The organism is Streptomyces sp., from assembly GCF_035563135.1.
Lineage (GTDB): Bacteria > Actinomycetota > Actinomycetes > Streptomycetales > Streptomycetaceae > Streptomyces.
Map to the genome: position 1 here is coordinate 1 of NZ_DATMVN010000817.1, position 5,625 is coordinate 5,625.

Here is a 5,625-nt window from a genome sequence, read left to right on the forward strand (position 1 = left end):
GGGCGCGCGGGTGAGGCGGCGGGCGACCTGCGGGGCGCTGAGCGAGACGAAGACGATGGGGCCCGCGGCGGCGGTGGCGACGGCGACGAGCAGCACGGCGCAGCTGAGCAGGACGAGCCGGGTGCGTTCCACCCGTACGCCCAGGGCGTGGGCGGCGTCGTCGCCCATCTCGATCATGCGCAGGGCCCGCCCGTGTCCGAGGACCAGGGGGATGAGGACGCAGCAGACCGCGAGGAGCGGCCAGACCTGGGCCCAGTCCCGGCCGTCCAGCGAGCCGGTCATCCATACGACGGCGCGGGTGGCGTCGACGAGGTTGGCCTTGGTGATCAGGTAGTGGGTCGCGGCGGTGAGCATCGCGGCGGCGCCGATGCCGACGAGGACGAGCCGGTAGCCGTGCACCCCCCGCTTCCAGGCCAGCAGGTGGACGGCGGCGCCCGTCAGCAGGCCGCCGGCGACGGCGCCCGCCGCGACCTCGGTGGGCCCGCCGTGGAAGAGCACGATCACGATGAGGGCGCCGACCGCGGAGCCCTGGCCGAAGCCGAGGACGTCGGGACTGCCGAGCGGGTTGCGGGAGACGCTCTGGAAGACGGCGCCGCCGATCCCGAGCGCGGCGCCCACGAGCAGCCCGACGAGGACCCTCGGCAGCCGCAGTTCGGTGACGATGAACTCCTGCTGGAAGGTGCCGTTGCCGAACAGCGTGGTGACGACCTGGCCGGGTGACATGGAGTAGTCACCGCTGCCGATCAGCACCACGGCGGCGAAGGCCGCCGCGGCGACGAGCAGCACGATGACGGCGAACGCCCGCGTGTCCACCCGGAACGAGAGTCCGCCGGCCGTCCGCACCGCGCGGACCGTCCTCGTGGTGTCCTGTGCGGCCTTCACAGCTGGGCCATCCTCTTGCGCCGTACGAGATGAATGAAGACGGGCCCGCCCAGCAGGGCGGTGACGATGCCGACCTGTAGCTCGGAGGGGCGGGCGACGACCCTGCCCACCACGTCGGCACCGAGCAGCAGCACGGGCGCGAGCACGGCCGCGTAGGGCAGGATCCACCGCATGTCCGGGCCCGTGATGGTGCGGACCAGGTGCGGGATCATCAGCCCGATGAAGACGATCGGCCCGCAGGCGGCGGTCGCCGCCCCGCAGAGCAGGGTGACGGCCACCATCGCGAGGACGCGGGTACGGGTCAGATGCGCGCCGAGCGCCCTGGCCGTGTCGTCGCCCATCTCCAGCGCGTTGAGAGGCCGGGCGATGAGCAGGGCCAGCACCACCCCGGCCGCGATGAACGGCCACACCTTGCCGACGGTCTCCGGGCTCGCGGAGGCCAGCGACCCCACGGTCCAGAAGCGCAGCCGGTCCAGCGCCGCCGAGTCCAGCAGCTGTACGGCGTTGACGTAGCCGAACAGCGCCGCGGTGACCGCCGTACCGGCGAGGGCCAGCCGTACCGGGTTCGCGGACCGGCTGCCGCCGAGCAGGTACACCGCCACGGACACGAGGGCGGCGCCACCGAACGCGAACCAGACGTATCCGGTCAGCGAGGTGACGCCGAGGAAGGTGATGGCCGAGACGACGGCCGCCGCCGCGCCCGCGTTGACGCCCAGCAGACCGGGCTCGGCGAGCGGGTTGCGGGTCAGCGCCTGCATCACCGCGCCGGCCAGCCCCAGGGCGGCACCGACGATCAGACCCAGCACGGTGCGCGGGACCCGCACATCCCGTACGAGGACATCGCCGCTGGTGCCCGAGTAGTGGAACAGGCCGTGCCACACCGCGGACAGCGGGAGGCCCTTGGCGCCGATCGCGATACTCGCGAGGCACACCAGCACCAGCGCGCACACGGCGACCAGCAGGCCCACGGCTCGCACCGCGTGACGCCCGGCACGCGCCGGTGTGTCCGGCGTGGCGGGGGGGCCGGAACTTGACTCGGGGGGACTCTCGACCAACACCTGGTTAGGTTAGCCTATCCTCCAATTCTCCCAACTCTCCGGTGACGCAAAAGACCCGGCCCTTCACAGGCCCGCAGGGCTACAGGTCCAGTCCGGCCACGGCCTTCGCCGAGTCGAGCCGGCACGAGCCCTCCCCGGCATGCGTCCACGCCGCCCCGCACAGGGCGCGCAGCCCGTCGATCGCGTCACCGTCGCCCTCGGCACCACCCTCCAGGACGAGTGCGTCCCCGCGGACCGCGGCCGTCCAGCCGCCGCAGCGGAACCCGCCGTCCTCCTCCGACACCTCGGGCTGACCGGTGAGCAACCCCCGCAGGTCCCGGTCCACGTAGGTCGGGCGGTGCTCGGGTCCGGCCGCGATCAGCTGCGCCGCGTCGGTCACCCCCGTGAGGACCAGCAGTGAGTCCACCCCGCCGTTGAACGCGCCCTCGATGTCCGTGTCCAGGCGGTCCCCGATGACCAGCGGCCGCTCCGCCCCGGTCCGCAGCACGGTCTCGCGGTGCATCGGGGGCAGTGGCTTGCCCGCGACCTGCGGCTCGGCCCCGGTCGCGATCCGTACGACCTCCACCGCCGCGCCGTTCCCCGGGGCGATCCCCCGGGCGCCCGGGATCGTCAGGTCCGTGTTGGACGCGAACCACTGGGCCCCCCGTGAGATGGCGTACGCCGCCTCGGCGAACCGGCCCCACGGGAGGTCGGGCCCGCCGAACCCCTGCGCCACGGCCACTGGGTCGTCATCGGCCGATTCCACCGGCACCAGTCCGCGCTCGCGCAACGCGACCCGCAGCCCCTCGCCGCCGACCACGAGCACTCTGGCCCCGGACGGCAGCTGTTCAGCCATCAGCCGGGCCACCGCCTGCGCCGACGTGATCACGTCAGCGGGTTCGGCCGGCACACCGAGCTCCGTCAGATGCTCGGCCACCGCGTCCGGCGTACGCAGCGCGTTGTTCGTCACGTATGCCAGGTGCATGCCGCCCGCACGTGCCCTGCCCAGCGACTCGACGGCGTGGGCGATGGCGTGCCCGCCCGCGTACACCACCCCGTCGAGGTCGAGCAGGGCGGTGTCGTACGCCTCGCTCAGCGCCGCGCTGCTCCCGAGCGGCCGGGACCTGAACTGCTGACTCATATGCCTGCGCTCCTCTTTCCATGCCTCTCCCCCGATCATCGCGCATCACCGAAGCGCACATACGATGCCCGGATGAACACTTCCGGCCCCGCCGCCGGCCGGGGACTGCGACTGATCCCCTTCCGCGGTCTGCGATACGTCCCCGACCGGGTCGGCAGCCTGGCGGCGGTGACCTCGCCCCCGTACGACGTCGTCGTCCGGCCCGACGGTCTGCATCACCTGGAGTCGGCGGACCCGCACAACATCGTGCGGCTGATCCTTCCGCAGGGCGACACGCCCGCCGCACGCCACCGGCAGGCCGCCGGCACCCTGAAGCGCTGGGTCGCCGAAGGCGTCCTCGCCCTGGACCCGGCGCCCGTGCTCTACGTCTACGAACAGCGGGCCGGTGACGCCCTCCAGCGCGGCGTGATCGGCGCCCTGGCGCTCTCCCCCGCGTCCGAGGGCGTCGTGCTGCCGCACGAGGACGTCATGCCCGATGTCGTGGAGGACCGCGCCGATCTGATGCGCACGGCGGCCGCCCACCTCGAACCCCTCCTCCTCAGCTACGCGGGCGACGGCGCGCCGAGCGGCGCGACGGCCGTCATCGAGCGGGTGGTGAAGCGGGTCCCGCTTCTCACCACGACGACCGAGGACGGTGTCGGCCACCGGCTCTGGGCCGTCACCGATCCCGGGGAGCGGGCGGAGATCGAGTCCGATCTGTCCCGTCGCCAGGCGCTGATCGCCGACGGCCACCACCGCTGGGCCACCTACCTCCGGCTCCAGCAGGAGCAGTCCGCCCCCGGCCCCTGGGACTTCGGACTCGTGCTGCTCGTCGACACCGCCCGCTATCCGCTGCGGGTCCGTGCCATCCACCGCCTGCTGCACCACCTGCCGGTCGCCCGTGCGCTGAGCGCCCTCGACGGCCGCTTCCGCATCCGGCCCGTGGAGGGGCCGCTGCACCGGGCACTCGACGCGCTCACGGAGGCCCCCACGGAAGGCAACGCCTTCCTCCTCGCGGGCGACGGCCGTTTCCATCTGATCGACCGGCCGGACGAACAGCTGCTGGCCCGCACGGTGCGAGCCGACCGGCCGGCGGCCTGGCGCGCACTGGATGCGACCGTGCTGCACTCCACGCTCCTCGACGACGTGTGGCGGATCCCCGACACCCCCGAGCACATCGCCTATATCCATGACACCGCGGCGGCGGTCGAACAGGCGGAGCGGCACGACGCCACGGCGGTGCTGATGCGTCCGGTGCGCGAGGACGTGGTCCGGGACCTGGCCAGAGAAGGCGTCACGATGCCCCGCAAGTCGACGTCGTTCGGCCCCAAACCGGCCACGGGCCTGGTCCTGCGCAGCCTCGGCGCCGGCTGAGGCACACCGTAGGCCCGAAGTGCCCGTGGCGAAGCTCTTCAGCCGGGCTTCGGAGCCGGAAGCGGAAGAGGGCGGCACCCCGCAGTGGGTGCCGCCCTCTTCCTACGTTCCGTACATCAGCGGTGCTCAGGCCTTCGCGGGACCGTCCACGTCGCCGTCCTCGTCCTCCGTGCTGTCCGCGTCCTCTTCGTCCGCGTCCTGACCGTAGGTGCCGACGGCCTGGTCGTCCGTGGTCCGGACCTCGGCGCCGGCCGCTTCACCGGTGTGCTCGTCGTCATCGCCGAGCGCGTCGACGAACTCCACACCATCGAGTTCGGCCAGCCGGTCGGACGCGTCGGTCGCGCCGTCCTTGTCGGCTTCCAGGGCCTTTCCGAACCACTCACGGGCCTCGTCCTCGCGGCCTGCTTCCAGGAGCGCGTCGGCGTAGGCGTACCGCAGGCGCGGGGTCCACGAGTGGACGGCGCTGGAGGCGAGTTCGGGGCTCTGGAGCGTGACGATCGCGGCGTCGATCTGGCCCATGTCCCTGCGGGCTCCGGCGGCGACCAGGCGCATCTCGACCTGTCCTGCCTTGTCCAGCTTCTGCACCTCGGGCTCACCAGCCATGGCCATCGCCCGCTCGGGCCGCCCGAGGCCACGCTCGCAGTCCGCCATGACGGGCCACAGTTCCACGGAACCCGTCATCCGACGCGACGCCCGGAACTCGGCCAGCGCCTCGGAGTACTTCTGGGTGGCGTACGCGGCGAAGCCCGCCGCCTCGCGCACCGCGGCGACCCTCGATGCCAGACGCAGGGCGATACGCGAATAGGCGTAGGCCTGCTCGGGGTCCTCGTCGATCAGGTTGGCCACCATGACGAGGTTCCGCGCGACATCCTCGGCAAGGGTCTTCGGCAGGCTCATCAGCTCCTGCCGGACGTCCTTGTCGATCTCGTCGCCGGTGACGTCGTCGGGGATGGGGAGCCGCTTGATGGGCTCGCGGTCCCGGTCGTCGCGTCCCTGGTAACCGCCGCGGTCGTCGCGCCCACGGTAGCCACCGCGGTCGTTGCCCCGGTCGTCACGGCGCGGCCCACGGTCCCGGCCCTGGCTCCGGTCGTCACGGCGGAAGCCGCCGCCACCGGTGCCGCTGCCACGGTTGTCGTCGCGGCGGAAGCCGCCGGGGCGGTCGTCGTCACGGCGCGGGCCACGCGGCCGGTCATCACGCCGGTCGAACCCACC

At 72.9% G+C, this 5,625-nt stretch carries 5 protein-coding genes; 1 reads left to right on the forward strand and 4 read right to left on the reverse strand.

The features are described from left to right. The 3 genes from VN520_RS36275 to VN520_RS36285 form a co-directional block, all read right to left on the reverse strand. Nucleotides 1–882: FecCD family ABC transporter permease (locus VN520_RS36275; protein WP_325751212.1), on the reverse strand; the 882-nt coding region annotated here is incomplete at its 3' end. Continuing rightward, nucleotides 879–1,850, reverse strand: a complete 972-nt coding sequence (locus VN520_RS36280; RefSeq protein ID WP_325751213.1) for a FecCD family ABC transporter permease — start codon at nt 1,848–1,850, stop codon at nt 879–881. The genes VN520_RS36280 and VN520_RS36275, both read right to left, overlap by 4 nt. Nucleotides 1,851–2,019: 169 nt before the next feature. Next, nucleotides 2,020–3,060 (reverse strand): HAD-IIA family hydrolase, encoded by a 1,041-nt coding sequence (locus VN520_RS36285; RefSeq protein ID WP_325751214.1) that lies wholly within the window; start codon nt 3,058–3,060, stop codon nt 2,020–2,022. Between the two features lie 72 nt (nt 3,061–3,132). On the opposite strand from VN520_RS36285, the gene VN520_RS36290 reads away from it, so the two are divergent. Next, on the forward strand, nt 3,133–4,413 hold the full coding sequence (locus VN520_RS36290; RefSeq protein ID WP_325751215.1) for a DUF1015 domain-containing protein: 1,281 nt from the start codon (nt 3,133–3,135) through the stop codon (nt 4,411–4,413). Nucleotides 4,414–4,539: 126 nt separating this feature from the next. On the opposite strand, the gene VN520_RS36295 is transcribed toward VN520_RS36290, so the two are convergent. Further along, nucleotides 4,540–5,310 carry a hypothetical protein gene (locus tag VN520_RS36295; RefSeq protein ID WP_325751216.1) on the reverse strand — a complete coding sequence of 257 codons (771 nt, stop codon included), beginning with the start codon at nt 5,308–5,310 and terminating at the stop codon, nt 4,540–4,542. Nucleotides 5,311–5,625: the final 315 nt, after the last annotated feature.